Origin of the sequence: Gimesia aquarii (genome assembly GCF_007748195.1) — a bacterium.
GTDB classification, from domain to species: Bacteria; Planctomycetota; Planctomycetia; order Planctomycetales; family Planctomycetaceae; genus Gimesia; species Gimesia aquarii.
On record NZ_CP037920.1, the window covers coordinates 6,877,165 to 6,904,069 of the forward strand.

The 26,905-nt window shown below is 44.1% G+C and carries 18 protein-coding genes; 4 read left to right on the forward strand and 14 right to left on the reverse strand.

The features are described 5' to 3' along the window. Position 1: 1 nt before the first annotated feature. The 8 genes from V144x_RS26305 to V144x_RS26340 all read right to left on the reverse strand — a co-directional run bounded on the left by V144x_RS26305 (position 2) and on the right by V144x_RS26340 (position 9,784). Positions 2–1,120: a glycosyltransferase family protein gene (locus tag V144x_RS26305; RefSeq protein WP_144989860.1), complete on the reverse strand. Its 1,119-nt coding sequence runs from the start codon at positions 1,118–1,120 to the stop codon at positions 2–4. Next, entirely contained in the window at positions 1,117–3,114 is a 1,998-nt protein-coding gene (locus V144x_RS26310; protein ID WP_144989862.1) for a glycosyltransferase, read from the reverse strand. Before V144x_RS26310 ends, V144x_RS26305 begins: the two co-directional genes overlap by 4 nt. Positions 3,115–3,124: 10 nt before the next feature. Beyond that, positions 3,125–4,063: an NAD-dependent epimerase/dehydratase family protein gene (locus V144x_RS26315; RefSeq protein ID WP_144989864.1), complete on the reverse strand. Its 939-nt coding sequence runs from the start codon at positions 4,061–4,063 to the stop codon at positions 3,125–3,127. Positions 4,064–4,135: 72 nt separating this feature from the next. Continuing rightward, entirely contained in the window at positions 4,136–4,852 is a 717-nt protein-coding gene (locus V144x_RS26320; RefSeq protein ID WP_144989866.1) for a nucleotidyltransferase family protein, read from the reverse strand. A gap of 68 nt (positions 4,853–4,920) precedes the next feature. Further along, positions 4,921–5,673 (reverse strand): ABC transporter ATP-binding protein, encoded by a 753-nt coding sequence (locus V144x_RS26325; protein WP_144989868.1) that lies wholly within the window; start codon positions 5,671–5,673, stop codon positions 4,921–4,923. Between the two features lies 1 nt (position 5,674). Further along, positions 5,675–6,466, reverse strand: a complete 792-nt coding sequence (locus V144x_RS26330) for an ABC transporter permease (protein ID WP_144989871.1) — start codon at positions 6,464–6,466, stop codon at positions 5,675–5,677. 6 nt (positions 6,467–6,472) lie between these two features. After that, positions 6,473–7,594, reverse strand: coding sequence for a non-hydrolyzing UDP-N-acetylglucosamine 2-epimerase (wecB, locus tag V144x_RS26335; RefSeq protein WP_144989873.1), 1,122 nt, complete (start codon positions 7,592–7,594; stop codon positions 6,473–6,475). 987 nt (positions 7,595–8,581) lie between these two features. Then, entirely contained in the window at positions 8,582–9,784 is a 1,203-nt protein-coding gene (locus V144x_RS26340; RefSeq protein WP_144989875.1) for an FkbM family methyltransferase, read from the reverse strand. A gap of 670 nt (positions 9,785–10,454) precedes the next feature. Here V144x_RS26340 and V144x_RS26345 point away from each other — a divergent pair. Beyond that, complete coding sequence (locus tag V144x_RS26345; RefSeq protein WP_144989877.1) at positions 10,455–11,327, forward strand: TylF/MycF/NovP-related O-methyltransferase; 873 nt, start codon at positions 10,455–10,457, stop codon at positions 11,325–11,327. Positions 11,328–12,004: 677 nt separating this feature from the next. Further along, positions 12,005–13,309 carry a GAF domain-containing protein gene (locus tag V144x_RS26350; protein WP_144989880.1) on the forward strand — a complete coding sequence of 435 codons (1,305 nt, stop codon included), beginning with the start codon at positions 12,005–12,007 and terminating at the stop codon, positions 13,307–13,309. Between the two features lie 69 nt (positions 13,310–13,378). Here V144x_RS26350 and V144x_RS26355 read toward each other — a convergent pair whose 3' ends face one another. Further along, entirely contained in the window at positions 13,379–14,716 is a 1,338-nt protein-coding gene (locus V144x_RS26355) for a DUF1501 domain-containing protein (RefSeq protein ID WP_144989881.1), read from the reverse strand. Between the two features lie 318 nt (positions 14,717–15,034). Then, on the reverse strand, positions 15,035–15,508 hold the full coding sequence (locus tag V144x_RS26360) for a GNAT family N-acetyltransferase (protein WP_144989883.1): 474 nt from the start codon (positions 15,506–15,508) through the stop codon (positions 15,035–15,037). 764 nt (positions 15,509–16,272) lie between these two features. Here V144x_RS26360 and V144x_RS26365 point away from each other — a divergent pair. Together V144x_RS26365 and V144x_RS26370 are read left to right on the forward strand one after the other, a co-directional pair. After that, positions 16,273–16,947: a thioredoxin domain-containing protein gene (locus V144x_RS26365; RefSeq protein ID WP_197998648.1), complete on the forward strand. Its 675-nt coding sequence runs from the start codon at positions 16,273–16,275 to the stop codon at positions 16,945–16,947. Then, a complete protein-coding gene (locus V144x_RS26370) occupies positions 16,947–19,649 on the forward strand; it encodes an ATP-binding protein (RefSeq protein WP_144989885.1) in 2,703 nt (900 codons plus the stop codon). Before V144x_RS26365 ends, V144x_RS26370 begins: the two co-directional genes overlap by 1 nt. 105 nt (positions 19,650–19,754) lie before the next feature. Here V144x_RS26370 and V144x_RS26375 read toward each other — a convergent pair whose 3' ends face one another. The 4 genes from V144x_RS26375 to V144x_RS26390 all read right to left on the reverse strand — a co-directional run bounded on the left by V144x_RS26375 (position 19,755) and on the right by V144x_RS26390 (position 26,884). After that, positions 19,755–20,657: a DUF7670 domain-containing protein gene (locus tag V144x_RS26375; protein ID WP_144989887.1), complete on the reverse strand. Its 903-nt coding sequence runs from the start codon at positions 20,655–20,657 to the stop codon at positions 19,755–19,757. Between the two features lie 42 nt (positions 20,658–20,699). Continuing rightward, positions 20,700–23,771, reverse strand: coding sequence for a PVC-type heme-binding CxxCH protein (locus V144x_RS26380; protein WP_144989889.1), 3,072 nt, complete (start codon positions 23,769–23,771; stop codon positions 20,700–20,702). Between the two features lie 68 nt (positions 23,772–23,839). Next, positions 23,840–25,453: a DUF1080 domain-containing protein gene (locus tag V144x_RS26385; protein ID WP_144989891.1), complete on the reverse strand. Its 1,614-nt coding sequence runs from the start codon at positions 25,451–25,453 to the stop codon at positions 23,840–23,842. A gap of 396 nt (positions 25,454–25,849) precedes the next feature. Then, entirely contained in the window at positions 25,850–26,884 is a 1,035-nt protein-coding gene (locus tag V144x_RS26390) for a 6-phosphofructokinase (RefSeq protein ID WP_144989893.1), read from the reverse strand. Positions 26,885–26,905: the final 21 nt, after the last annotated feature.

Here is a 26,905-nt window from a genome sequence, read left to right on the forward strand (position 1 = left end):
TTTAACCATGTGCCTTCAAGCGAAACTTGTTCGCTAGCAGTTTCATTTGTGTTTTCCAATTCAACTCTTGATTTATCGCTTGTTTAGTTCCTCCCACCATATCTTGATACTGACTGGTACCAAAAAGCTTGATCCCCAGTTGAACGGTTCTAATTAGTTCTCCTTTTGACCAGTCTTTCATAACCAAACCACAATTGTAACGTTCGACATACATTTTACATTGCGGATGTGGAGCCGTGATCACTGGAACTCCATACGCCAGTGCCTGGAAGAATTTATTGGGGGCGGCGTTGAGAAGTGCAAAACGTTTTGGTAGCCAGAAAACCAAAGAGAACGCATATTGCGATAAGAGTGAATCAAGAGTTTGTGCATCGACTTGTCCATACCAATATAGTCCCATATTAGCACAGCGAGCTTGATTTAATGCAGACGTTAATTTGTCCTGGTTTTTCGGAGTTCCTTGAGAATCACCATAGATATCTAGCGGCAGTTTCCACACAGAAGGGTCTGTAAAGTGACAGGCAACAGAGGAATCAAGATCTAAGGTTCCAGCATATAAAATTTTTGGAATTTTGGGTTTGGGGTGAAACGTGCTCTTGGCTTCGTATACATTCGGAAGCACAAATATTTTCTCATATGGAATCGAAAATAATTCTGCGTCATTTATCGCACGGTTTTGTTCCGGGAAGATCCAGTAGTCGATCTGTTTTGAAAGCTTTTGAAGTCTTGAAAACAATACTTTAGAGTGAAAGCTCTTTTTAAGATGTTCGCAATCTTCGAGAACAAGGTTAATAATCTTGGGAGGGGTGAACTCTAAAAGCTCCAAGATCGGTAGCAAATTATAATTCGAGACAATAAGTGTATCGGGTTTATATTTTTGGACAAACTGTTTGCACTGTTGAAAGAATTGCCATCGACCTAGGCATGAGTGCGGATGTTCGCGGGTAGGTAAAGTACGAATTTTTTCTGCAAATTTATGATCTGTTACAATTTGTCGATAAGGAACTGCAGGTTGCAAAATAGTAAAGTCATCTTGATTGCATTCAGCAAACTCTTTGGTAAAGCTTATGATTTGCGGTGAACCATACCCCAGAGTAACATCAGAAATAGTTATGATCATAGTCCATCTCCATTTTGACTTTGAGAAACTAATTGATGAACGAGGTTTTCTGCTGAATGTTCAGCATACCATTTTTGCTTATACGTCAGCGCACCTTCAAGGTAGTGTGGATAGTGGTTTATGAGTTCTCTAACAGAATCTGAAACACGATTGATGTTATAGTAGGTAGCTCCAATCACACCTGATGGAATTTCGGTTTCTATCCCTTTCACTGTTACATTTTTGATCTGAGCTTTTAATTGATCGATATCATTAAATGACCTCGTGCTGTCATTCAAATTGAGTGAAATCTTGTAGCATCCAGGTTCGTTTGAGCGAATGCAGCAATACACTTTATCTGCAATTGGCTCAAGAACTAACGTATCTGAATTACTATCAATCCAGAAGCACTGCTGATCTTCATCAGAGGGTCTGACCTGACGTTGTACTTGCAGGTGGCATTGCATTCCCTCTGATGGATAATTCCATTCGAGCTCCAGGATGAGGTTGGAGATCTGTTTCGGCACACAGACATCTATAGATGGAAAATTGAGAGAACTATTAAGGTTGATTAAACTTTCCTTAAATTGTTTCTTTAAATAGTTCTGTACTTCTTGTGTGAATGCACTAGACATCCATGTTCCAGCGGGAACAACGACTGGTATTCCTGCTACCAATGCTTCTGCTAAGACTCCTGAACTTCTAGCGTAATAGTTATTGGAGTCATAGGGAATTAAAACAATGTCTGAATCATTGATAAGAGACGCGTATTCTTCAGAATTGAAGGGGCCTTCGAGTAATTCGATATAGTTCTCAGAGTAATTGCTCAGAACAGCTTTTGCCACACGGGGAGCTGGTTCACCTTCCGGAACATTAAAGTTGCTTTGAAAACGATAATGTACTTGCCCAGCATCGATGCCTTTTGCTTCCAAATCAGAAATTAATTTAGGGAGTGCTTGGAATCCTTTCTCCGTTCTGGCGTCACCGATATAACTGATAACCAGGGGACCGTTCCCAACTTGCGTCTTTGATTTCTGAAGCGTGCTGTCATGAGGGATTGGCAGTGTAGTGAACTTCATCGCCCCCAGAGAGTTATACTGTTTTGTTAAATGGTCTGTATCTGTATAGAAATAAAATTGACCTTTTTCTTTTTCATGTACAAAGCGATTAAAAACGATTCGAGCCTCCTGAGTTTCTTCAAACTGCTTCGAGTAAGACGGATTGCGACCGTTAAACAAATTTCGCCGAAACAGTAAATGCCAGGCAGGTTGCTCGATTTTTAAATTCTGGGAAAGCTCCAGTAAGCCCTGTAATTCGGTTTCACCAAGTGTAGGAACGAAAGTAACGTCATTAGATTTGATTTGCGACCTTGACAGTAAGTTACATACTTCTTTCGCAAAGAGAATATTGTATTGAGGCCCAGCTTTTTTTAAGACTAAATATTGAGGAATTAAGTACAGCAATATTAACGGGGAAAGTAATAGAATTATTACAAAAAGGCATAATCTCCTGAGAATTCTGCCAAAGGGACCAAGTTTATAAAAAAGTCGATTAATTCTCTGAAGAATCGACTTTACCCCCTGTATTATAGTCAGTAATAACTTTGTCAGCACAATTCTGAAAGCACTGAGTGATCCGACATCTTCTTTACCAACATAATTTTTGATCATCTTTAACGTAGATTGACTACGTAATTCATTATAAATCATGCCAGTTTGACTATAAAGAATTTTATAGAGCAGATCGTTTTTTATTGATCTCATCAGTCCCAGAAATTTCGATCCACCAATCAACCTCCTTCCTCTGGATTTGACCATGTTTTCCCAGAAAGTATTGGTAAATATGTATTCAACCTGATCGATAAATTGACTTTGAATCGGATCACATTTTTTATTAACGGCTAAAATCGTTTCCATGCCCTGCGCTTTAGCGGCCTTAAGTACGCGTAAAGCATATTCAAGGTGATGGCCACCGGCATTCTTTATCGATTGGTCGATCAATACAAATTTACGCACTGTTCCATTCCTAGATATTGGAGTAGAGATTGTTCTTGATCATCTGGTAGCCCTTGATCAGCTCTTGAATTCCCATATCAAGACTGAAAGCAGGATGATATCCTTGCGATTCAATTTTTTCATTTGATACGATATAATTTCGCTGATCCGGGTCTTCTCCAATAGGAGCATCAATAAACACAAAATCCGAAATATGCTTTGCGATCGCTTCGCATAACTCTTTTTTGGATAGATTGGCATCAGAGAGACCTACGTTAAAAATCTCACCTTTCATTTCATCAAAATGATTAATGCCGTGTTCAAAAGCACGAGCCACATCTCGGACATGAATGTAATTTCGCTTGAAAGCGGATTCAAAAAGCACAACCGCTCGGTCGTGAACTGCACGATAAACAAAGTCGTTTACTAATAGATCTATACGCATTCGCGGAGCCATGCCAAACACGGTTGCTAATCGAAAGCTGATTGAATTTTCGTGTTCCAGTAACCGTTTTTCGACTTCGACTTTTTCGACAGCATACAGGCTGATCGGGTTTAGTGGAGATTCTTCTGTGCAAAAGTTGTTTTCATCCCCCGTTCCATAGGCACTGTTAGTAGTCGGCATAATGATCCATTGCGCTTTTGACAGATGATCAAAAATCATGTAGATGGCATCTTTGTTCAATGTCGAAGCCCCGACAGGATCTTTTTTACAAATCGGTGCACCAACTAGCGCTGCCAGTGGAATCACAATGTCTGCTTTTTTTAATTCCGGAAGCACAACATCCGGATTACGCGCATCACCGTTAATCACATTGAAATTTGGATCGATACAAACATGGGCTAATGAGTTTTGTTTGAAAAGAAAATTGTCGATTACTGTAATCTGGTGTCCTTTTGCCAATAAATGTGGTACTGCAATCGAACCTAGATAGCCTGCTCCACCAGTAATCAAAATCCGTTTACTCATGATAATTCCTAACTTAACAATCCGTGTTGAATAGTAGCGAGCATTAAAACCAAAAAATTCTGGTTACCTGACTCATTTGATTCGCTTTAAGATTTCCGTTTGTGCCCGCTCGAAGTCACTAGGAATTCCGATATCAATAAAGTACCCATGATGGGTTAACGCAACCGCATTATGATCGGCGACAAGACTGGGCAGTATTTTTTGCTCAAACGAATGCTTCTTATCCTGATCCACAAAATAAGGTTTGATTGCTTCGCAATCTACCAAATAGACTCCTCCATTAATTTTAATGCTTTGTTGATTTCCTACGATCACTTCCGCATTTAATGCTGTAACTTTATTGTTTGTATCAATCAGAATGCCAGTATAACGCTCATTTTTTTCCATTTCGTAACAGGAAAAAGTTAGTGTAGCATTATATGATTTATGAAAATCTTTAAGTTCGCTCAATGGTACGTCAAAAAAAGTGTCGCCATTCAATAATAGAAAAATGTCCTGCTTCGAAAGATATTGCATCGCTTCACGAATTGCACCACCTGTTCCCAATGGTTGGTCTTCAAACGAATAATCAATTGGTACTCCTCGAAAGGAGTTCCCAAAATATTGTGTAATGCACTCTGATTTATAGGACACTGCCAGGATAAATCGATCAACCCCTTGTGTGATCCAATAATTCAACTGGTATTCTAAAAAAGGCTTTCCTGAAATGGGGGCCATTGGCTTGGGAAGATCAGAGACGACACTCCGTAATCTGGTTCCTAATCCACCACTTAAAACGATTGCTTCCATTGCATACTTCTTGTTTAAAACTTAAAGATGGTGATCTGCCCAGGAGATTCATATCTCTCGATAAGTCATTAATTCTGATAATCATCCGATTGATAAACAGAAAGAATTTCCTCTACTCCTCCCATCGCATAGGGGGTTCCGTTTCTCAGCAACAGAGCCTTATTACAAAATTCTCTAATGACTTCATCTGAGTGCGATGCGATAACCATGATCTTTGCTTTATTCATAAACTCATTCAGTCTTTTCTCTGCCTTATGAATAAAGCGAGCGTCACCTGTGCCTATTACTTCATCCATGAGTAAGATGTCCGATTCGAGCGAGGTCATAATAGCAAACGCCAGTCGCATTAACATCCCTGATGAATACACCCGGACCGGTAAATCTAAATATCTTCCTAACTCGGTAAACTCTGCGATTTCATCGAGCTTCGAATTGATTTCATCGCCCTTTAATCCTAACAGGCGCCCCCGCAGAAATATGTTTTCATAGCCAGTCGCTTCCAGTTCAAAGCCCAAAGTGATATTGAGAGTGGATACGATGCGCCCTTCTACACTCACTTTTCCATCGGTAGGATGATAAATTCCAGCAAGTACTTTTAGCAAGGTTGATTTCCCGGCACCATTGTGTCCGATCAGTCCTAGGCGGTCACCATCGTGCAGTTCAAAAGTAACATCTTCCAGTCCGGTAACCAGCATTGTGCCACTACCCTTAGTGATTTTGCCTCCCGTTGCAAAATTCAAAATTGAGTTTTTAACAGACCGGTCCCCTGCACCGATAATCGGAAAATGCAAGCCAACACTATATGCACTAATGTGAGCCATTTCAAATCCAGAATACAATTCGTTCGCGCTTATAAGCAAAGAGTATGAAAGCCACTACCAATCCGAATATTCCGATCCCTATTGTAACAAGCCAAGAACTCGGTACTGGACTTATATTTAATGTAGGCGAGCGTGTCAGATCTAGAAAATAAGCGATTGGGTTTAATTTAAGGATCCAACTATTTGTACCAACCAACTTGGGAAGCCATGTAATGGGCGAGACGAAAAAGAGCACCTGCACCATACTCTGAATAATGGGAGCCAGATCACGATACCTCGCTCCTAAGATGCCGAACACCAGAGTGATCCAGAAGAGGTTAATCAATACCAGAAACACACCGGGAATGACGAAGAGCATCTGCCATTGTGGCCAGATCCCGAAATACAGACAGACCCCAGCGATAAAGACCGCATTATGCAAAAAGATAATAAAGTTTCTGGTCAGCGCTCGAACAACCAGAACTAGAAGATTGATTTTCATGTCTTTGAGATAAGACCCATTCTCAATGAAGATCGTCGGAGACTCACTCAGTGCAGTTGCCATCAAGGTCCAAAACAAATAGCCGGCAGCCAGGTTGGGCATATATTCTTCGGCTTTCATGTTAAATAGCTTGGAATAGACGGCTCCCAGCGCAACGATAAATATTGCCATACTGATCGTGATCCAAAAGGGACCAATTTTGGATCTTCGATATCGAATCCGAATATCAAACCATGCCAGAAAAAAACATAGCCGGAAAGATTTGAAAACATCAACAAAATCGTTTAATGCAAGCAGACTTCGGTTTTTCATTAGGAGCTAATTTATTGAACTTATAAAGTCAGCAATCCGTTTACTCGCTAGGCCATCGCCATAGGGATTGTGGGCTTGAGACATTGATTGGTAATAAGAATCAGAGTTGAGTAACGCTGAAGCTTCGTAGACAATTTTTTCAAAATTGGTTCCTACCAGTTTCACCGTACCTGCCTTAACGGCTTCCGGTCTCTCTGTAGTTTCTCGCATAACCAAGACTGGTTTTCCCAGAGAAGGCGCTTCTTCCTGGATGCCACCAGAATCAGTTAGGATGAAATATGATTGATTCATTAAATATACAAATGGTAAATAGTCAAGAGGCTTAATCAGACAGATATTTTCATAATTGTTAAGCAATCGATTGACAGGTTCTTGAACATTGGGATTCAGGTGAACCGGGTAAATAATTTGCACGCCCGGGTACTTTGATGCCAGTGTAGCGAGTGCTTTGCAGATATCCTCAAAGCCAGTTCCAAAATTTTCACGACGATGCCCTGTTACAAGAATCAAGCGTTTTCTGATATCGATTTCAGGAAGCAAGTGCTGTATTTCCTGAGTTAATGAACCATCAGATTTAATTTTGTCCAGAACATGGAGTAAAGCATCGATAACAGTATTGCCAGTGACATGAATCTTCTCTGAAGGTACGTTTTCCCGTAGTAAATTATCCCTGGCTGCGCTCGTGGGGGCAAAATGATAATCCGTTAAAACACTTGTCAGTTTTCTGTTTGCTTCTTCAGGCCAAGGCGAGTAAATGTTATTGGTTCTCAGACCAGCTTCCACATGACCAATCCGAATTTGCTGGTAATATGCGGCAAGACTTGCTGCGAAGGTAGTGCTGGTATCTCCATGGACAAGAACAGTATCGGGCTGAAACTCCTTCAGTATCGGCTCCAAGCCTGTCAGGATCCGGGAAGTAATCGTCGTTAATGACTGATTAGGAGACATGATACCTAGATCATAATCTGGCTTTATTTCAAATAAGTCCAAGACTTGATCTAGCATTTCACGATGTTGTGCAGTGACACATACTTTGGTGTCTATCTTAGGCTGAGCTGTAAACTCCCTGACGACAGAAGACATCTTGATTGCCTCTGGCCGGGTCCCAAATATAACAAGTATTTTCATCCTGAAACTTGTTTATCCTGAAAAACGAATTGTGCAATTTATGACTATATACCATCAATATTGTCAATGAACTAGCTCATTGGGCTGAACGCCATGGCAGTATAGCTAAAATAGAAAACATAACACAACCCTAATTGACTCGTTCAATAAAAGGCTAGAAAAAAGGGCATTTTCTAGCATCATATACACAGAGACCGGAACTTGATCTGAGGGTACAACAACGTCGTTTTTTATATAAATCAACAATCACAAAATATTCGCTGGAAGTAACCCTAGGTAATGTTTCTTTATCGGAATTGGTTTATACGAATTTGAAAGTATCAGCTACATCCTTGTTGTCAAAAACAGACTTGGAAGATCACGCGGCAGTTATTCTTCCAAGTTACACATTGCCTGTGATGGCTGGAAAATCTCTTTGGGGATCAAAGTCACTGCAGGTTAGTTCAATGAGCCAACAGCGTTTCTTTCCGTGATGGATTCGATCCTTCTACGACTGCATCGCAAAGCCAATTGTCCTGAACACCTTGTAAGCGATCAAGCTTACTTAGCCGGTTACATCCTCGAGTGGCTTGAATCGAAAGCGATTGGTAATGTGATTCTGAATCGGAAGAATGAAAACAAGCATCCATCTTTTTACAGGAAGTGATATAGCAAAAAGGGTGTTGTAAAACGCCTAATCGGTCGCTTGAAACACTACTGCAGAACTGCCACTCGGTACAACAAAATATTGGAAAGTTATCTTGTTATGCTTAAGGCCGCATTCCTGAGAATCACTATCAAATATATTAAATAAACACTACCTAGTATTCCCAGTGTGTAACAACCCGAGCATGGCTATATAGCCAGATAATACTGAGATCAACAACCCAAAGTACGTCGTTGAAGTAAACTTGGAAATCAGCTCCCACTGGAACTCACGATTAACTTTAATTTCCTATACATCAACTAGATTAAAGTGGACGACGGGGGTACAAAGTCACCTGCAGCTTAAAAAATGACTCGTTTTTTATCTGCCCAAGGAGACTGATTCGAATCCACTCTTAACAACGACATCGATTTAAATACATTGTTAAGGTCTTTTTGTTCGCTGAATTTAAGTCGAATGGTTATTGAATTATCCCTTTTCAAGTGGAATGGTTGATCGGTATACGATTGAGATAAATGAGACCAGGGAGAGTTATGATAACTTTTGCTTTCCAATCTTTCTCCTTCCAAAACAGATAACTCGGCTTTGGAATGGTCACAAACGGCTTCTTGAGTCGGGACAAATGATAAAACATATCTACCAGCTTGAAGCTGGGAACTTTTAAAGTAAAAACCATCAGAATCGGCCCTCCATTCAGAGTGATCCATTACAAGTACTGGTGTTTTCACTATACTATTATAATAGCTGTTATTTTTTGTATCATCTTGGTGAATTGCAATCACATTCATCAACCTGGAACCCACAGGCTTCTCAAGTTTTTCGTAATTATCAGCCAAATATAAATGATACCCTTTGTCAGCTAACCACTCTTGTAGACTGGCGTCCGCACCATCCATTTCGAGTATCAAAGCCGGGTGATGGGAGTTAAGAGTATTGATAAACCCTTTTAAAGCCTCTTGCTCAGCTCCTTCAATATCCATCTTAACGACTGATGGTGGTAACCCGATAGCACCTACAATATCATCAAGCGCCACAGTATCCGCGATATAACTGGGGGCACCATTGTTAAAATCAGCATGTCCTTCCATCACTGTATCTGCATAGTGCTCCCCCCCAAAATACAGCGGTATTTGCTCACCTGACGTGTTCCAAGCAGCCTTCGGTATAATAAATACATTTTTGCACGCCCAGTAATTCAGGTTTGCAATTAGCTGCGGAATGATGCGAGGACTCACTTCAAACGAAATTACTTTTCCGAATGGACCAACAAGCCTGGAGAGAGTAACTGATAATCCACCAAGATTTGCTCCTACGTCAAAAACAAGTTCACCTGGTGAGATTAAATCCCGTAGAGCTAATACGACTGATGTCTCATATTGATCGAAACCCTGCCATAATTGTGGAATATTTGCGGCATGAGTTGATCCTTGGTTATTTTGGAGACTAGTCAATGTAGACTCCAACCTCGAAATACGTTGATGATCAAAAGCTAATTTACTAATACCCGGTACCTTCAAAGCGAGAGTTTTTAAAGCGTTACGCATAATCCAATGGCCTCCTGCTGATAAATCATTTTAGAACACGTGGTTGTAACTGTTTTGAAAACCAAAATTCGTCACAAAGTAATAGTTTCACATTAAGGAATTTTATCTATTGAGAGAAGCCTATATAAATTCATGGCACTACCCTCGATTTTTTTTATTCCCATGAGTCCTGAAAAACGTCTCTGAAAAGTAGATGGTGCTAGATTCATGTTGAACCTTCGATTGCAAAACGACCTAGTAAGATCGAAAAATGAAGTTCATAGCTGGTTTCGCAGATTTGTACTTCGAGGGGAAAGTTCCAGATTCTACAGCCAGACTATCATGCGGTAAACCGGTGTTATACTGTCTCTTATAAACTCAAATTTATTAGACCGGCTACATCTTATTGTGCCCCCTAGCCAAAATAAGTTACTAAAGATGTTTTCATTCTTTGATATAGGCTTGGATCGCAATGAAGGGATTATATTATTAGATCTCAAATCTCAACTTCACATGACTAACTTTAAAAATAGCTTCCAAAAACATCTTCAACAGAAAACGACGCTAATAGTATTAAGAAGGCTGAAAGAAATCTAGACTGATATAAATAACTTTTGATAGACTACAAACGATTCCATTAATGAAGACAAACGATTGAATTAACAACGTTAATAACAAAAAGGATTGCCAAATGTTGTTACGAAAGTATAAAACGTTTCGGTCTCTTATTACCCACCTCAAGCGTTTACCTGCTCTTGAAACTAAAGTAAAAGAGCTTGATAAGAAGACATCCCCCAATGGTACGAGTTCGAATCCAAGCCAGATTCAGTCAAAAGTAACTACAACTCCACAAACACAAACGGATTATCAAAGCTGGATGAATTCAGCGATTAACGGGAATCCCCCAAAACCTGGGTTTTGGATTTATTCATCATGGGGGCCGGAGACTCCATATTATAGCATGGTTATGGATGCCGCCCGGAAAGCAGAATTCAATTATGCGCGGGAGCTCATCAGCGATGCTACTTTCAAAGATATTCCTGGTGCCATTGTTGAGTTTGGGGTATTCGAAGGGGATTGGCTTGAACAGCTGGCAGAGGCCCAGGATTTAAATTCGAATCACCGAGAGATTTGGGGCTTTGATAGCTTTCAAGGTTTGCCAAAAACAACTGAGCATGATTTAGATTGTTGGAGCGAAGGACAGTATGCTGCAGACTATGCCAGTGTGAGCAAAAGGCTAAAGTGTGAACAGCGTCCCCACATACATCTGATAAAGGGATGGTTTTCTGAAAGCTTTAAACAGCCAGAAGTCCAGTCCATCGAAAAGATTGCCTTTGCACGCGTTGACTGTGACCTGTATGAACCAGCTGTTGAATGTCTAGAGTATTTAGAAAACCGCTTAGTCGATGGTGCGATACTTGTTTTTGATGACTGGACATGGAATCTCGACAAAGGGGAAACGAAGGCCTTTAAGGAATGGGTAGAAAAAGATTGCAAACTTCATTTTGAATTCCTTTGCTACAATTGTAACGGCCATTTGTATTTGAGAGTCAGTAAACAATAACATAATACAATGCGCCTTGGGGGTAGCCTCGCTCATTTCTGATTCAGTTGTTTAGAGATTCGATCAGCGTTTAATATCACGAAAGCCAACTCAGCAACTGAAACGAAATACAACAGACGCAACGTTTTGATCCCAAAGTAATTGCAGTGAAATTGAAACACTTTTTAAATGTGTAGTCATTAGTTAGTGAGGGTAATCACCGCGGAGGTTCGAGTCCTCTCTTGGTCGTTTAATGTGAAAAGACTTAGTGCACATTGCTCTGAGTCTTTTTTCGTTTATAGAAATAGGTCAGGGCTAAATCAGAACAAAAGTATAACTGGAGTGATGACCAGATTGAGTGATCATTAATAAATGGTTTAGTTCAATCATATTCAAAGACGAACTATTTCTTGCACTATAATTAAGTGACAAAAGAAACGACAGTCGCTGTTGCTTTCCCCATTCCCTCAGATTCCAGAGTTTTACCTCCATGCAAATTATCAAAATGTAACCTACTTTTTATATGGATCCAATCTATTCGAAGAGGGCAACAGATCGCCAAAATTGACTCGATACGGGTTACGATGACTGTGCCACCAAAGCTCTCAATCAAAAAACTGATCGAGCTATGCCAACAACATGGTAGCGGTGAAATCATCACCTCTTTCTGATTTGGGTTTTAAAGTAGAAAAGAGTGAATGATGACTGTAATTGAATCACCATGTAAATTAGAAGAACCTTCAAATGACATGCTCGCAAACTTGTTTTCCGGGTTAACAGAACAAGTCTTGCAAGGGGAAACGCTGGATGCAGTGTTGAATTCCATTTATGAAAGTTTCCAGTCTGTATTACCGTTCAACCGAATCGGCTGTGCTTTGCTCGACGAAACGGGAGAACTTGTTATTTCACGTTGGTGCCGTTCTGATAACAACGTAATGCTCGGTAAAAACTTTAGTGCTCCACTTAAAGGATCTTCACTCCAATTTGTTTTGGAGCAGAAACGCCCCAGAATACTAAATAACCTTCAAGAGTATCTTCAAAAACATCCCCACTCTGAATCAACACGTTTGATCGTAAATGAAGGTATTCGATCTTCGTTCACATTTCCGCTGACTGTCGAAGGACATAGTGTTGGATTCCTGTTCTTTTCGAGCATCGAGATTAACGCATACTCAGAAGCCCACCTTGCGTTGTTCAATGAAATCGCTGGTTTGCTTTCGCTGGCAATTCTTACAGCTTCACAGCGTGACCGGTTTGCCAGGTCAAACAGCGAATATATTGATTTGCTCAATCGACTTGTCAGTTCTGTCTGTCCACGCTCGGAACATGTCATTCGATTAGTTAGCGATTTAGCACAAGTGCTGAATCCTGAGTACGTCAATCAATATGAAGCTGCTGCCATACTGATTGAGGCTCGTGACATTATTTCTACAAATGATGATCAAGAACGCAGAGAAATCTCAGATATCATAAATAAGATCTCTGATCTGGAGACTGTTTCTCGAATCATTAATCTTTACGATAAGCAGAGTGACCTTGTGCCATTGATTAAAGACATCATTCGAAACGAGCCACTCGCGCTTGCCGCAAATCTGATCAGAATAGTGCGACAATACAAAGTCCTCGAAAATGCCCATTCCTCAAATCATTTGCCATTCGAGCACTTACGAAGAGAACCAGAGATATTTGCTTCCTTTATTGTGGATGAACTGGAACGAGCTATCGTCGAGTCGGTTAGTAAAACTACCCGCCGTGTCATGATTAAAGAGTTAACCGATGGTATGATCTTCAAAGAACATGTTGTCGCTTCGGATGGTGCAATTCTCGTTTCATCGAATCACATAGTTGACAAACACACCAGGCGACGCCTGAAGAATTATGGAAACTATGGTATTCGAGTAATGGAACCCTTAGTAGTAAGCTGTGAACCAGACAAATCTAAGAAGAGCAATACGCGTGGAGCTAAGATAGACCACCAAAGGTTGTGTACTACGGCTCGTTGAGCAAATCGTGAATAATGCCAGGGCAAGGGCTAATGAAACCTGGCCTCGAGGCACGAAGCGATAGAGGGGTCAGATGACTTCGGCCAGTGGTAGATAACCGCTGTCGACCAGGTATTGGGGTCGACCGGCGTGATCAGGTAATGTTAATTGCTGCACGTCGATTCCCATATTGTGATAGAGTGTCGCGAAGACTTCCTGAAAATGTACGGGACGATCTTTCGCCTCGCCGCCCAGGCGATCGGTGGTGCCAATAACCTGACCCGTTTTCATGCCACCACCGGCGAGCAAAGCATTGCAAACGCGCGGCCAGTGATCACGCCCCCCCTGTTTGTTAATCATAGGAGTACGCCCAAACTCGCCCCAGGCGATGACGGTCGTGTCTTCCGCCATGCCACGTTGATGCAAGTCCTCGATGAGCGCTGTAATTGCCTGATCGAAGTCAGGAAAATTTTCTTTCGCCCGTTTGAAATTACTACTATGCCAGTCCCAGAAACTATAACTTAGAGTCACAACGCGCGCCCCGGCTTCGACAAGCCGTCGTGCCAGAAGAAATTGTTCGTTTAGTCGTGGTGCGGCGTCCCCTTGTTTTTTTTCTGTCCCTTTACCGTAACGTTCACGAATCGCCGAGTCTTCTTTTGAAAGATCGAGCGCTTCAACCAAGCCCCCTGAAGTAAGAACACCGAAGGCCTGTTCGTTGAACGAATCGAGCCCCTGCATTGCCCCGCTACTGTCGGCATCACGCCGAAACTGATCAAAACTATTTAGTAGACTTTTCCGATCATGCAAACGATCTAATGTAATGCCATTGAGTGTCATGTCACCCTTCATTTCGCCGTTCGGATTGAAGGGTGTATGAGCCATGCCCAGGAAACTGTTCTTTCCGAAGTTATAAGGAGTGTGCTGCATCCGAGGCGAAAGATTGACATAAGCGGGTGAGATCGCCCGAGGATTCCCTTTCAAGTGTGACAATGCGGACCCCAATTCGGGCCAACCGCCCGCGGGTTGGTTGACCGAGTTGTGTCCGGTCATACATTGGAACGATGCGTGCTGACCTACCGAACCGACGAGCGAATTTACAAACACACATTTGTCCGCAATCCGGGCCAGCCCGGGAAGATGTTCACAAATGCGAATGTCAGGTACATTGGTCGAAATAGGTTTGAATTCGCCACGCACTTCAGCGGGTGCATCCGTTTTGAGATCATACATATCCTGATGCGGCGGCCCACCCGGCAGATAAATCATGATGATGGATTTGTGAGAGCTGCTTTTGCCCGACTGCTTCTTAGCTTTGAGGACCTGAGGCAAGCTAAGACCGCCCAGACCAAGTGCCCCTACTTTAATGAAATTCCGACGCGATACTTGATTGCAAAATTTGCTGGCAGACTGATCAAAAATATTCAGCATAATCGATTCCAGGGTGGGCAGATCCACAACGTTTGACAACGCTGTGTATGGGGAAATTATAGAGCGAGGGTAAAAATATTTTATTGATCTAATTTTAACTTTGGAAATCGGTTATGTCTACGTCAACCCTGAAAAACAGTACTCCTGTAAAGTCGATTAAAAGTAGCATATCAATTTCAAGCTCCTGAGATTTCTTTCTTCGTGATTCTCGAAAGGAAAAAGTAGTTCTGTTCGGGTGAGAAAGCTTTGATAGTCATATTATGATTGAAACAATACAAACATGTGCCAACTGGGACGCCATTCGCCCAGCGATTCGCGTTAATCTGCCTGGAGGATCTTTTCAAAACAAGGAATCGAACGGCCTGGTATGCTTGATGGAATTCTTTTCACCAATGGAACACCCAATTTTTCGTAAAAACCGGAAGCGTTGGGATCGCTTTGAATCACCAAGCGGGTAAACCCCTCGGATTTGATCACATCCATCGCGTGGTGAAACATCTGCGAACCAAAACCACGTTTCAAGCAATCAGGATCGACGAACAAGTGTTCGAGCTCGATGGCTTTCAAGTCGATCTCACGCAGTGAATAGTAACCAACAATAGTCTTGTCGATTGTTATCACATAAACGCGTCGTTTCTGGATGTCTTCGGCTAACAGGGTGAGTTCGCTACGAAACGTTGCCATCATTTGTGGCGAGTAGTTCCAGAATGCTTTGGATCGTATGCCTAACGCACTGATCGTTGTGCATTCTTGTGGTTGAGCACGTCGAATGCGGGGAACTACATCTGGCATGGTTTCGTCTCAATGAGTTTCGGATTATCGAGGTGTGGCCTCTCAAATATTAGACCTCTGTGCTGAATAAAAGGTTCATCACATTTTTCTGTGTCCTGTGGAGCGATGCCCTATAGAGAAGATTGAAACATTGATTATTACTATTAAAACGTGATGGCTCACTGCAAGTTGCAGCTCGATGAGATAAACGAAATCCATTCGTCTTCAAACACCGCCTAACGAACTCAATACGAAGTTCATCAAACTGGTCTGCGTCGTTTTTTCCTATCGCAATTTCAGGAGGTTATCAGCAATTCCAAATGGGAGGTAAATCTGATTGAATGCTCATCCAGAGACTAATACAGGGATACCACTCAACCATCGGCTTTTCGGAGACTCCAATCTTTAGAGCAGGAACGAAACTCTCTACGTTCATTTTACTTGTGGTGTTTCACCTAAATTGAGGGAGGTTTTTATGTGGTTCATAGGAAAACCTCCCTAATTTCTTTTACTTTTACCGGTTATGAAGCCTCTCCACGTTCCGTTCCTGATTCACACCTGAATCGTGTATTTTTGCAAATAATTCGCCACCGCTTTGTACAAACGCAACTTATGTTTTCTTCACAGTGAACATCATGTTTGTAAGTCTCTTAACTTGAGAGGAATGTGTCCATCCAAAATCGAATTTGCAGTGCGCTCATTCTTTTCAAACAATAATTGATCGACAAACAGATTCATTAAGTAGTCCAAAAAACAAACTCCTCAGACTATTTACGGTAAAGACAATGAATCCACCAGGGACAAGTACATCCAATGGCGACGATCAAGTCATCCGAAATCATAGACGGAAACTTCGGTGGTTTACCTTACCTGCTCTGACAGCCCTCTGGCTTGGTCTGGTGGGAATCGGTATGTCAGCCATGTGGAAATATCAGACGACTCCAGGCGAAGTCACTCAACCTCCCCGACAATGGCCTGCCAATAGTCAAATTGAGCGAAACACAAATCGCGCAACCCTCGTGATGTTTGCTCATCCTCACTGCCCCTGCACTCGGGCCAGCATTAATGAGCTGGCACTGATCATGGCACATTGTGCTGGAAAGTTAGATGCCCGAGTACTGTTCTTTAAGCCAACTGACTTCCCCAAAAATTGGGAGCAGACAGACCTCTGGTTTTCCGCAGAGGACATCCCCGACGTCAAAGTTTTTGATGATCAAGATGGTTCCGAAGCAGAGCGATTTCATGCAAAGACTTCGGGATACACATTGCTATTTGACACAGAGGGGCAACTGTTGTTCCGTGGCGGTATTACAGGATCACGCGGACATGCTGGCGAAAATGTTGGCAGGAGTACCATTGAGTCGATCTTGATAAGTGGTGCATCAGGAACCGGTCAGACTTTCACTTTCGGCTGCCCCTTATTGGGAAAAAAAGACACTTGCGATAAGGAGCATCAATAATGTCGAGCACAATAGAATCCACAAATCATGATGATGCCATTTCGGAACGAGTAGAATCCCTCTATCAGAACAATCGTTTAGAGATCTTTAAGCGCACCGACCGCTTGTTTGCCTGCTTGATGGTCTTACAGTGGATCGGCAGTATTATTGCTGCATACTGGATTTCTCCTCGTGCCTGGTCTGGAACGGAAAGCGAAATACACCTTCACATCTGGGCAGCGATTCTGTTGGGAGGCTTGATCTCCTTATTTCCCATTTATCTGGCGATAACGCGCTCAGGATCCACACTCACCCGGCATGTTGTTGCTATCAGCCAAATGTTGATGGCCTCTCTCTTAATACACTTGAGTGGCGGCCGGATTGAAACGCATTTTCACATCTTTGGTTCACTTGCGTTTCTGGCCTTTTATCGAGACTGGCGTGTTCTCATTTCAGCGACAGTGGTGGTGGTAGTCGACCATTTAGCCTTTGGCCTGTTTTATCCGCAAGCCATTTTTGGTGTGCTCACGGCAAGCCCCTGGCGGGTGGTAGAGCATGGTGCCTGGGTTGTATTTGAAGATGTCTTCTTATTCATTGCCATTCATCAAAGTCTTAAAGAAATGCGTGCGATGGCTCGACAGCAGGCCGAACTGGAAGCAACAAATGAGTCTGTAGAATCTCAAGTAAAAAGTCGAACTCGAGATTTGCATAGCGCCAACCAGATGATTTTGGACGCCAATCACAAACTGGAGCATCAGACAGATGAATTGAGAAGACAGGCGAAAGATCTGGTAGTAGCGAACCGTAAAGCCGAACAACTGAGTGCCTTTGGTCAGATTCTAGATCGATCCCAGAATGAAATTTACATATTTGATCAGGAGACACTGAAATTTGTGCATGTCAGTAAAGGCGCCTGCCGCAACATTGGCTATAGCATGGAAGAGCTTCGCGAACTGACACCCGTCGATATCAAACCAGAACACACACAGCAATCTTTTCAAGAAATTGTGTCGCCGCTCATAGAGGGTCTGCAAAGTAATCTTGAATTCACGACCGTGCACCGCCGAAAAGATGGTTCCGAGTATCCTGTGACAGTCAACCTGGAACTATCGACACTGGAGGAAAGAGCGGTTTTTGTTGCCGTTATTCTTGATATTACCGAACAACAACGAGCATCCCAGAAAATCGAGACGATCTCACGCATTCCCGAGGAAAATAACAATCCTGTACTGCGCGTCTCAGGCGAAGGTGAACTGCTTTATGCTAACCCTGCCAGTAAAGAATTACTCACTCATTGGGGAATTCAAGTGAATGATTTACTTCCTTACGAGATCAGTGAGGCTTGTCAAAAAGCACTGGATATTGGCGATTCTGTAGGCATCGAAGTTGACACAAATCAATTATGCTACTCATTGAATCTGGCCCCCATCGTTAAAGAGAACTATGTTAATCTCTATGGAACTGATATCACATCGCGCAAACAGGCGGAACAAGCATTACTTCAGGCCAAAGAAGCAGCAGAAGCAGCAAACCAGTCCAAAAGTGAGTTCCTCGCCAACATGAGCCATGAAATTCGTACCCCCATGACGGCAATCTTAGGATTCTCGGAAATTCTGCTAGGAACGATTGAAGACCCCGAACATGTTGAAGGTTTAAAAACCATTCGCCGTAATGGAAAATATCTTCTGCAAATCATCAATAACATTCTTGATCTCTCCAAAGTAGAATCAGGCAAACTGGAAGTGGAACACATTCAATGCTCACCTTGCCAGATTCTCTCGGAAGTTACTTCACTCATGCGAGTACCCACAAATGCGAAAGGACTTCAACTGGAGCTTGAATATGATGGCCCAGTTCCGAAACAGATTCAATCAGACCCCACACGCATCCGCCAGATTCTCATCAATCTGATTGGGAACGCCACCAAGTTCACTGAAATCGGTAAAATTCGTGTCGTGGCGCGGCTAAAAGATATTGAGACTAACGATCCCCAAATGCAGTTTGATGTCATCGACACAGGTATCGGGATGACGAAAGATCAAATGAGTCATCTTTTCCAACCCTTTGTCCAAGCCGATACATCCACGACACGCAAATTTGGAGGAACAGGGCTGGGGCTCACTATCAGTAAGCGGCTTGCAAAAATGATGGGTGGGAACATCGAAGTCAGTAGTATTCCAGAAAAAGGGAGTACATTCTCGCTTAGTATTTCAACGGGATCCCTCCAGGATGTCGAACTCGTTACGGAAGTTTCTGAGGCAGAATTCCCTGTGAATCGTTCGGAAGAAAAGCAGGAACAAAAAACGACTCAACTCAATTGCCGCGTACTGCTGGCAGAAGATGGACCTGATAATCAACGGCTGATTTCTTTCATTTTGAAAAAGTCGGGCGCTGAAGTGACCACTGCGGATAATGGACAAGTCGCTTTGGAGCTTGCTTTGCAAGCACGTGATAAAGGCGATCCCTTCGATGTCATTCTCATGGACATGCAAATGCCCGTCCTGGATGGCTATAGCGCATCAACGAAGCTACGGGAAGCGGAATATACCGGCCCCATTATTGCACTCACAGCACATGCGATGAGTCATGATCGCAAGAAATGTATCGATGCAGGCTGCGATGATTACACAACCAAACCGGTAGATCGAAAACAACTCATCGCGTTAGTCGATCAATACACTTCGCAACAAAAACACAGAGAACTCGCGGAAATTCAAATCTAAGCGGGCTCTTTGTTATCGAATCAAATATGGCTTCTGGAGCGCATAGGTCGCGTTTTCAAACTGACTTTGTGACCCAAAATACTTTTCGTTTAGGTTAAGCACAGATTATTCGCGAACGGCGCGAAAACCAAAACTGGGAGAACCAACGGCTTTGGGCTTCGCATAGACGCCGCCATGATACACGACAATCCAGGCCCGTTTCTCGTCTGCTTCCTCTGCCGTCCAAAGATAAATCAGTGGTGCAAAGGAATCCCACAACGGTGATTCCTTATCCGGTTTGCGTTCGTAGCGAGGCTGCTCAAGTGCTTTGTCCCATGTTCCGCCTGCGTTACGATTGCCCCGAGTCAGAGAGCAAACAACTTCTTCGCGCGTTGGAAGTCGCCAGAGATCCTGAGGTTCTTTTGCCAATGACATCCCATCTTTCGTTAAATATCGTACCCGCTCTTTAGCATCGCTCCAACTCACACCTCCCTCTCGACTCCACCCGGGTCCCGCTGGAGCCCACAACAAAGCCACACCCTGCCCCTTCACAAAACGTTCACCTCGATCGCCATCATCAACACGAGTGCTCACTCGGATCACGGGCTCTGCACCAGATACGATCAGTGTCAGAACCGGAATTCCCAAAGCGACGAGATAGGCAGCTTTTTTGGGTTTGGGTCGACCCCATAAAAACAGGCACCCCACTAGTACCGGCAGGGCAGTCAGACACAACACAATCGCAAGTGAAATGCGCGACTGATCGTTCACAATGAGGGTCGTAATAGTAATTCCGAGCAATGTAAATAACGCAGCTCCCGCGCGAGGCCAACGAATACCGATTACAGCGAATCCACAGAAAAACATTGCCGGACTTAGATAGGCAGCTGTCTGAAGTAGTCGCATCCACAACAGTGGCTTGCACCAGCCTTCGTGAAAGGCTTCAATGATTCCCCAGAAAGCCCAGAAACTGCCAGCAAGAGTGACAAGCGCCACGCCAAGCCAACCGACAAAGTTCGTAGCGCGCAACGAATGCTCCTTAGATGATACGATTCAAACCACACCTTCGGGTTACCGGCTCGCCTTTTCTACTTTCTTGGCTTTTTTGAGTGTGGTCATGTACTCGACGATGTTGACGAGTTCCTCTTGCGTCAACACTTTTTGTAAGTCGGCTGGCATCAATGAGATCTTTTGAGGAATGATTTCTTCGATGTCATCCATCTTGAAGGTTCGTGTAATGGCTTCAGCATCTTTCAGGGTAATTGCATCATCGGTTTTGTTGACCATGAGACCGTTCACGACATTCCCCGAAGCTAAAATGATCGTGTACGATTCATAGTTATGACTGATGCCGGCACTGGGGTAGAGAATTGACTCAAACAGTGCTTCGCGGCTCAGTTTTTTACCAATTTCTGACAGATCCGGCCCGACCTCTTTTCCCATGCCATTGATCACATGGCATTTGGCGCATGTCCCTTTGGTGTTAAACATGACACGACCATCGAGGATATCCCCTTTCATACTGGCCAAGACGTTAATCGGAGGCAGGGGCTTGTTGTCTTTGGTTGGAGGCGCTGGGAATAGTTTGGCTGCCCGCTCCTTCACATCTTTCATGATGGTTGACGACATAGCGGCTGCGGCTGTCGGTTTCAGCTGCGCATGGAAATTTGCTTTTTCCGCAAGATCTAACAACGCGTGCGCGCCGGATCGAGATTTGGCGATGGCCCGAACCGCTTCACGTCGATCGACCAAGGGTTCCTGATCATCCTTAATGATATTGAGCAGGAGTGCGTTGGCTCCCTTGTGACCGGAAGTGCCCAGTGCCCAAATCAAATCGAGTTTCTGATGTCGTTCTTTCTCAGAACCACCTTTCTTTTTCAAGTCTTTCTGAATCAATGCTTTTTGTTTCAAACTTAAGGCCGCGCGGATCGCATCAACGGCAGTCTGCGATTTACCCGATTGACCAGCGATGGCAATCAACTCAGGGTAGTAGGCAGAAGCGTGAAATTTTTCGACAAGCTTCGTGAACTCTGGAGTACCCCGACTACTATCGATGACTTGCGCGAGTGCATGCTGATATTTTTGATCTTTCATGACGACATTCGCAGGCATCCGCGAAATGGCTTCTGCAATAATGTAGGTTTCGCGCTTTTTATCTCCCGGCTCTTTGATCAAAGCCAATTCTGCAACCGCAGCATTTTTTTCCTTGCCGGGAATGAAATCTAAAGCACGGAAATAGCGCGGCAGTGCATCCAGTTTTGTTTTAGGATTTTCAATGATTTTTACCAGATAAGGAACCGCCAGTGGAATTTTAGATCGCCAGAGGAGATCACGACCGACGGCAGTATCCCATTTGTCACCTGCTTGCTTGAGCCAGGCCGACATAAATTCTTGTTCCTGCCCATCCATGCCAATGCCCAGCGCTTCCAGATACCAGCGATCTTTACCATCGTATTGATCAGCCAGCGTCACCCACAGCCCGGCCACTTGTGGTGACTGATTGTGATGTAAGGCAATCAAACATTCACGTCGGACCTGCGGTGAGGAATCGTGTACCAACTGTTTTACATAAGGAATGACATCCAACTTATAACGACGTGCGGCACGCAAGCCGGTGATGCGAATATCGGGGTTGGAATCTTTGAGGGCGTGTGAGACATAGTGCTCTGTCTTACCCTTGATGCCTGCCAACAGCCAGAGGGCGCGAGCGCGGAACCTCTGGTTGTCAGATTGATATAATTCTTCTAACTGAGGAAGTGCCTGTTCCTGCAGGGCATGCAGTTTTTCCCATGCTAAATAACGTGTTGCCAGATTAGGATTTTTGATTCCGGCTATGGCTCCTTCCACTGAACTCAGATCGAGTTTATTGAACTGATACTTGTTCGCACTGGGTGGTGCGATACGGAAAATACGTCCCCGTTTCTGATCACCAATACGGTGACCGCCAACTCCGGGGTCATACCAGTCAGCCACAAACAAAGAACCATCAGGGGCGATACAGACGTCAGACGGACGAAACCATTTATCTTTTTCGCTCGTGATGATATTCGCAATTTCAGCCTGATACCCTGCCCCGTCCTTCTCAACAGGGTAAGCACGAACCACATTCGGACCGGCATCAGCGTGAATCACTTCACCCCAATATTTTTCAGGTAACAACGAACCTTCATAAACCAGAATTCCCGTAGGAGAACCGGCACCGGTCTGGAGCAAGTTCGGTACGACACCCGGATCTCTGAGATGCCAGTGCCTGAGTGGAATTTCTTCGTGCATGCCGGTACGCGGTGTCTTCCAGCGTGCTCCCGTCAATTGATCCAGGTAACCGTAGTTGCCATATTCCATCACATAATTGATGCGCACACCGCGGTTACCATCATCATCATTATCCGATTGCCAGAGTGTACCAAACGAGTCGACGGTAATTTCATAGTTGTTTCGAAAATTGTGTCCCAAGACTTCAAAGTCGCTTCCGTCCAGATTACAGCGGAAGACCATTCCACCCCAATACGGCTTGCCATTATCGAGTACTGGTTTACCATTTCTTTCGAGAATCGGTTTACCATTTTTGTCGAAGACTTGTTTGCCCGAATTTCCAAAGTTCCAGTATAGTTTGCCATCAGGACCAAAGATCGCAGCATGTGCTGAATGGTCATGCTCGCCACCAGTTACTTTGAAGAGCAGTTCTTTCTTGTCTGCTTTGCCATCGTTGTTGTCATCAGTAAAGAGAAACACATTTGGCGGAGCAGCGACAATCACCTTGTTTCCCAGGACACAGATTCCCTGTGAACCATCCAGTTCAGGTCCCTGATAAAAGACCGTCGTTTTATCGGCCCGACCATCTTTGTTTGTGTCTTCCAGAACCAGAATGCGATCGCCGGCTTTGCGCGTCGGAATCGGACGCATTTTCGCACGGTAGTTAACAATTTCGCAAATCCAGACTCGGCCCTGTGAATCGACGTCCATACTGGAGGGACTGCTGATACTGGGTTCCGAAGCAAACAGAGTTGCCTTTAAACCGGGCGCCACCGTTAAATTGGTCACCGCCTCTTTAGGGTCACGTTCCGTCTGTGCGGCCAGCGTTGAGATATCGAAAGTCACGTTGAGCAACAGAGCTGGTATGAGAACAAGACAACGATACTTCATTGAGTCGGTTTCCTTCTGATGTTTAATTGATGTCGCAAGTGATCTAAGTCATTCTAATCGATTGACGCTTATTGATTCCACTCTGCCAGCAATGCTTTGATACGGGCGGAATTGTGTTTATTCGATTTGGGATAGTCCTGGTTGGCTTCGAGATCCTCAACGGTTAATGGTTTTGATGTTATTCCTTGCGGGGGTACATCTACATTCGCAGACCAGGCAATGGCATTCAATACCAGCTTGCGAAAGTCATTATGTCCCCAGTTCCAGTGAAAGTGACCACCAGTGAAACCAAAACCACGCCCGCCATTGGGACGTTCATAAGCCCACGCCATATGTTGTGGCTGCCCCACGGTTTTACGCACAGCGGGATTTCCACTATGAGCACCATCGGGACGGCTGAGTGTTGATTTGGGAGGCACAGCCGTCAAAATGGGTTGTACGTTTTTCATTTCAGGCTGAAAACGCATGTGATAATACCATTCATCGTTGATGGCAAACGGCTCAACCCCATTAGAGATCGGATGATCGGGCAGACTTTTGTAATCGGCGGTCCAATGGGGATTCACAGACCACCAAGCTTCAAAATAACCACCGATCCACCGCAAAAACGCGTCGCCTGAATCTCCCTTGGGCACTTCAACTCCGTAATGGATATTAACCATACCGACGCCCTGCTCGGCCAGCTTGTTTAATTCTTCCAGGTGCTGATTATAAGGATGACGTGTTCCCCCATCACAATAGATAACAATCGAATCTGCATCCTGCAGCACACTGGAATCCTGTGGCCAGCCCTCTGTCACCACAGTGGTTTCAATGCCCAGACCACTGTTATTCAATGCGTCCGCCAGAATGAGACAACCGGCTCGATGTTCGTGTGAACCATAGCCATGACTCTTCTTACCGGCGATCAGGACTACTTTTTTTTTAGCGCCTTCGGTCGAAGAGGTTTTGCTTGCTTTCGGGAGTTCTTTTAGTTGAATGTCGCGAAACTGCACTACCATCGGCGGTCCCTGATGAAGTTGCAGTGCGATAATCCCATCAGCTCTGCGTTTTTCCACATCGTTATCGGTAACATCAACGGTTGTCACGCCATTGATTTTATGAACGAAGTGATTTCCACGGGCGATAATATGATAGTCGTTCCAATCTTCCTTTTTGATTTTTTTCTGGATCTCATTTGTATCACCGACTGAACCAACCACCTTGGGTTTGTGATTCTTGCCAATGACAGTTTTCTCTCCGCGTAATCCTAAAATTCCACGAAATCTTTCACCATATAAAATGCCTGAATATTTATCGCCGGCTTCGAAGTCAGCCTGGTAACCACCCACACGCCATTTGTCGGCACCAGGAACCGAGAAGCTGCGATATTGGATTCCTGAATTGCCATCGATGATTTTATATTGCAGCTTCAACTCAAAATCGGCGGGTTTTCCTCCTCGCCAGATAATAAACGTATTGCCTTTGGTCGGATTTTCTTTAGTGGTTCTGCCCGTGATGGCGCCGTCTTCTACCGACCAGAAACGAGGATCACCGTCCCAGTTTTTGAGTGTCTTACCATCAAAAATTGGCTTAAACCCTTTGTCACCTGCTTCTGTTGTTTGAGAAGTTAAAAAGAAACTGAGACAGAACAGAGACAAAAAAAATGAGGTTTGAATGTGGAGCAAGCGCGGTGATGTCATTAGTCCCTCCGGGAAGAAAATCGAAATCATTGAGAACCGTGGGATCTCAATTTGGTAGGCGAAAGCAATCATGCAGGTATGTGTCAGTCTTACTATCTTAAACAGGGTCAGGGATGATTATCCAGCGTGAAAACCAAGAATGCCCAATAGATAACATTGTTTAGTAATTCATTCTGCGGACGTGGGAATGACAGTTCAACCTGTGTTGTTCAGAGCATTCTGAATATGACATAAAAAAAGGCGCTGTTTCCAGCGCCGGGTGCTTTGTCAAGCTTGAAATTGAGAGCTGGGAGTGTTGGTTACGTGCTCCGTTGTCGCACTCCCGTGATCTCTATCACCCCAAAATTCAAAAATGACACTCCATTAGTTTCTTTGATTTGCATCGAACCGAAACAATTATTGCAGGAAGACTTCTGCTTCTTCGAGGAAATTCGGTTCCAGAGCGCGCATTTCGCCGACTGCGTCTGCCAGTGCAACGGGGACAACCTGAGTTCCACGCAAAGCAACCATGTAACCGAAATGATGCTTCAATGCCAGCCAGCCAGCGTGAACACCACAGCGTGTTCCGAGCACACGGTCATAGGCACTGGGTGAACCACCACGTTGCAGGTGTCCCAGTGTCACATGACGGGTTTCGAAGCCGGTCCGTTCTTCAATCAGCTTGGCAACGGTTTCGCCGATACCTCCCAGTTTCACATGACCGAAATCATCGACTTCACCATCCTGTGTGGTGACACCTTCTTCGGCACTGAACTGTGCACCTTCGCTTACAATCACAATACCATACATTTTTCCGTTGGCACGACGTCTTTTCAAGACTTCAATCATACGGTCCATGTCGATTTCGACTTCCGGGACCAGAGTATAGTCAGCAGCTGTTGCCAAGCCAGAGAACAGAGCGATCCAGCCGGCATGGCGTCCCATGGTTTCTACCACCATGACACGTCGATGTGATTCTGCAGTTGTACGCAAACGGTCAACTGCTTCCATCACAATATTGATCGAAGTATCAAAACCGAACGTCACATCGGTTGAACTGAGGTCGTTATCAATGGTCTTCGGACAACCAATCACGGGCAGTTTGTGTTCACTCCAAAGCTTGCTGGCGACACCCAACGTGTCATCGCCCCCGATGGCAATCAGACAATCGAGTCCCAGGTTCTCAAGAGTCGCTCTCACTTTGGGAACATCAACTTCCGCATTTTTGTAAGGATTGGTTCGGGAGGACCCCAGAATTGTTCCCCCTTTGAAGATGATGTCATCTGTATTTTCTGAAGTGAGTTCAATGTAGTTTCCTTCAATGGCACCCCGCCAGCCTTCCAGTAAGCCGTACACTTCGCCACCTGCATTGCAGATTACGCGTACCGCGCCACGGATCACGGGATTCAATCCGGGACAGTCTCCGCCACCTGTTAAAATACCTACTTTCATTAGTCTACCTGTACCTGTTTC

Coding starts and splice junctions, on each gene's coding strand:
- V144x_RS26305 (WP_144989860.1), bottom strand. CDS start 1,120: ATGATCATAACTATTTCTGATGTTACTCTGGGGTATGGTTCACCGCAA.
- V144x_RS26315 (WP_144989864.1), bottom strand. CDS start 4,063: ATGAGTAAACGGATTTTGATTACTGGTGGAGCAGGCTATCTAGGTTCG.
- V144x_RS26320 (WP_144989866.1), bottom strand. CDS start 4,852: ATGGAAGCAATCGTTTTAAGTGGTGGATTAGGAACCAGATTACGGAGT.
- V144x_RS26325 (WP_144989868.1), bottom strand. CDS start 5,673: ATGGCTCACATTAGTGCATATAGTGTTGGCTTGCATTTTCCGATTATC.
- V144x_RS26330 (WP_144989871.1), bottom strand. CDS start 6,466: ATGAAAAACCGAAGTCTGCTTGCATTAAACGATTTTGTTGATGTTTTC.
- wecB (WP_144989873.1), bottom strand. CDS start 7,594: ATGAAAATACTTGTTATATTTGGGACCCGGCCAGAGGCAATCAAGATG.
- V144x_RS26340 (WP_144989875.1), bottom strand. CDS start 9,784: ATGCGTAACGCTTTAAAAACTCTCGCTTTGAAGGTACCGGGTATTAGT.
- V144x_RS26345 (WP_144989877.1), top strand. CDS start 10,455: ATGTTGTTACGAAAGTATAAAACGTTTCGGTCTCTTATTACCCACCTC.
- V144x_RS26350 (WP_144989880.1), top strand. CDS start 12,005: ATGATGACTGTAATTGAATCACCATGTAAATTAGAAGAACCTTCAAAT.
- V144x_RS26355 (WP_144989881.1), bottom strand. CDS start 14,716: ATGCTGAATATTTTTGATCAGTCTGCCAGCAAATTTTGCAATCAAGTA.
- V144x_RS26360 (WP_144989883.1), bottom strand. CDS start 15,508: ATGCCAGATGTAGTTCCCCGCATTCGACGTGCTCAACCACAAGAATGC.
- V144x_RS26365 (WP_197998648.1), top strand. CDS start 16,273: ATGAATCCACCAGGGACAAGTACATCCAATGGCGACGATCAAGTCATC.
- V144x_RS26370 (WP_144989885.1), top strand. CDS start 16,947: ATGTCGAGCACAATAGAATCCACAAATCATGATGATGCCATTTCGGAA.
- V144x_RS26380 (WP_144989889.1), bottom strand. CDS start 23,771: ATGAAGTATCGTTGTCTTGTTCTCATACCAGCTCTGTTGCTCAACGTG.
- V144x_RS26385 (WP_144989891.1), bottom strand. CDS start 25,453: ATGACATCACCGCGCTTGCTCCACATTCAAACCTCATTTTTTTTGTCT.
- V144x_RS26390 (WP_144989893.1), bottom strand. CDS start 26,884: ATGAAAGTAGGTATTTTAACAGGTGGCGGAGACTGTCCCGGATTGAAT.